Origin of the sequence: Halomonas sp. ND22Bw (assembly GCF_003011945.1) — a bacterium.
GTDB lineage: Bacteria > Pseudomonadota > Gammaproteobacteria > Pseudomonadales > Halomonadaceae > Halomonas > Halomonas halophila.
The window spans coordinates 1-254 of the sequence record NZ_PXWD01001326.1 but is presented as its reverse complement, the minus strand read 5'-3'; the positions used below and the strand labels follow the sequence as shown (position 1 = coordinate 254).

Genomic DNA, 254 nt, shown 5'->3' with positions numbered 1-254 from the left:
ATGCCGTGGTCGTGTCGATCGCCTCGGTGACGCTCTCAAACGCGATGCCGCGGCTTGCCAGCTCGTTCACTGTCGCGATCAGGTCCGGGAGCGATCGGCCAAGCCGGTCGAGCCGCCACACCACCAGCGTGTCTCCGGCACGCAGGGCCTTCATCGCCTGCGCCAGCTCGGGCCGAACGGCGTGTTTGCCGGATGCGTGCTCCGAATAGATCGGCTCGCATCCCTTGGCGCGCAGCACGTCAAGTTGCGGAGCG

At 67.3% G+C, this 254-nt stretch carries 1 protein-coding gene; it reads right to left on the bottom strand.

Features of this window, described 5'->3' with window-relative positions; all coding sequences use genetic code 11:
* On the bottom strand, positions 1–254 hold a 254-nt coding region (locus CVH10_RS22490), incomplete at both ends, for a recombinase family protein (RefSeq protein ID WP_146143297.1).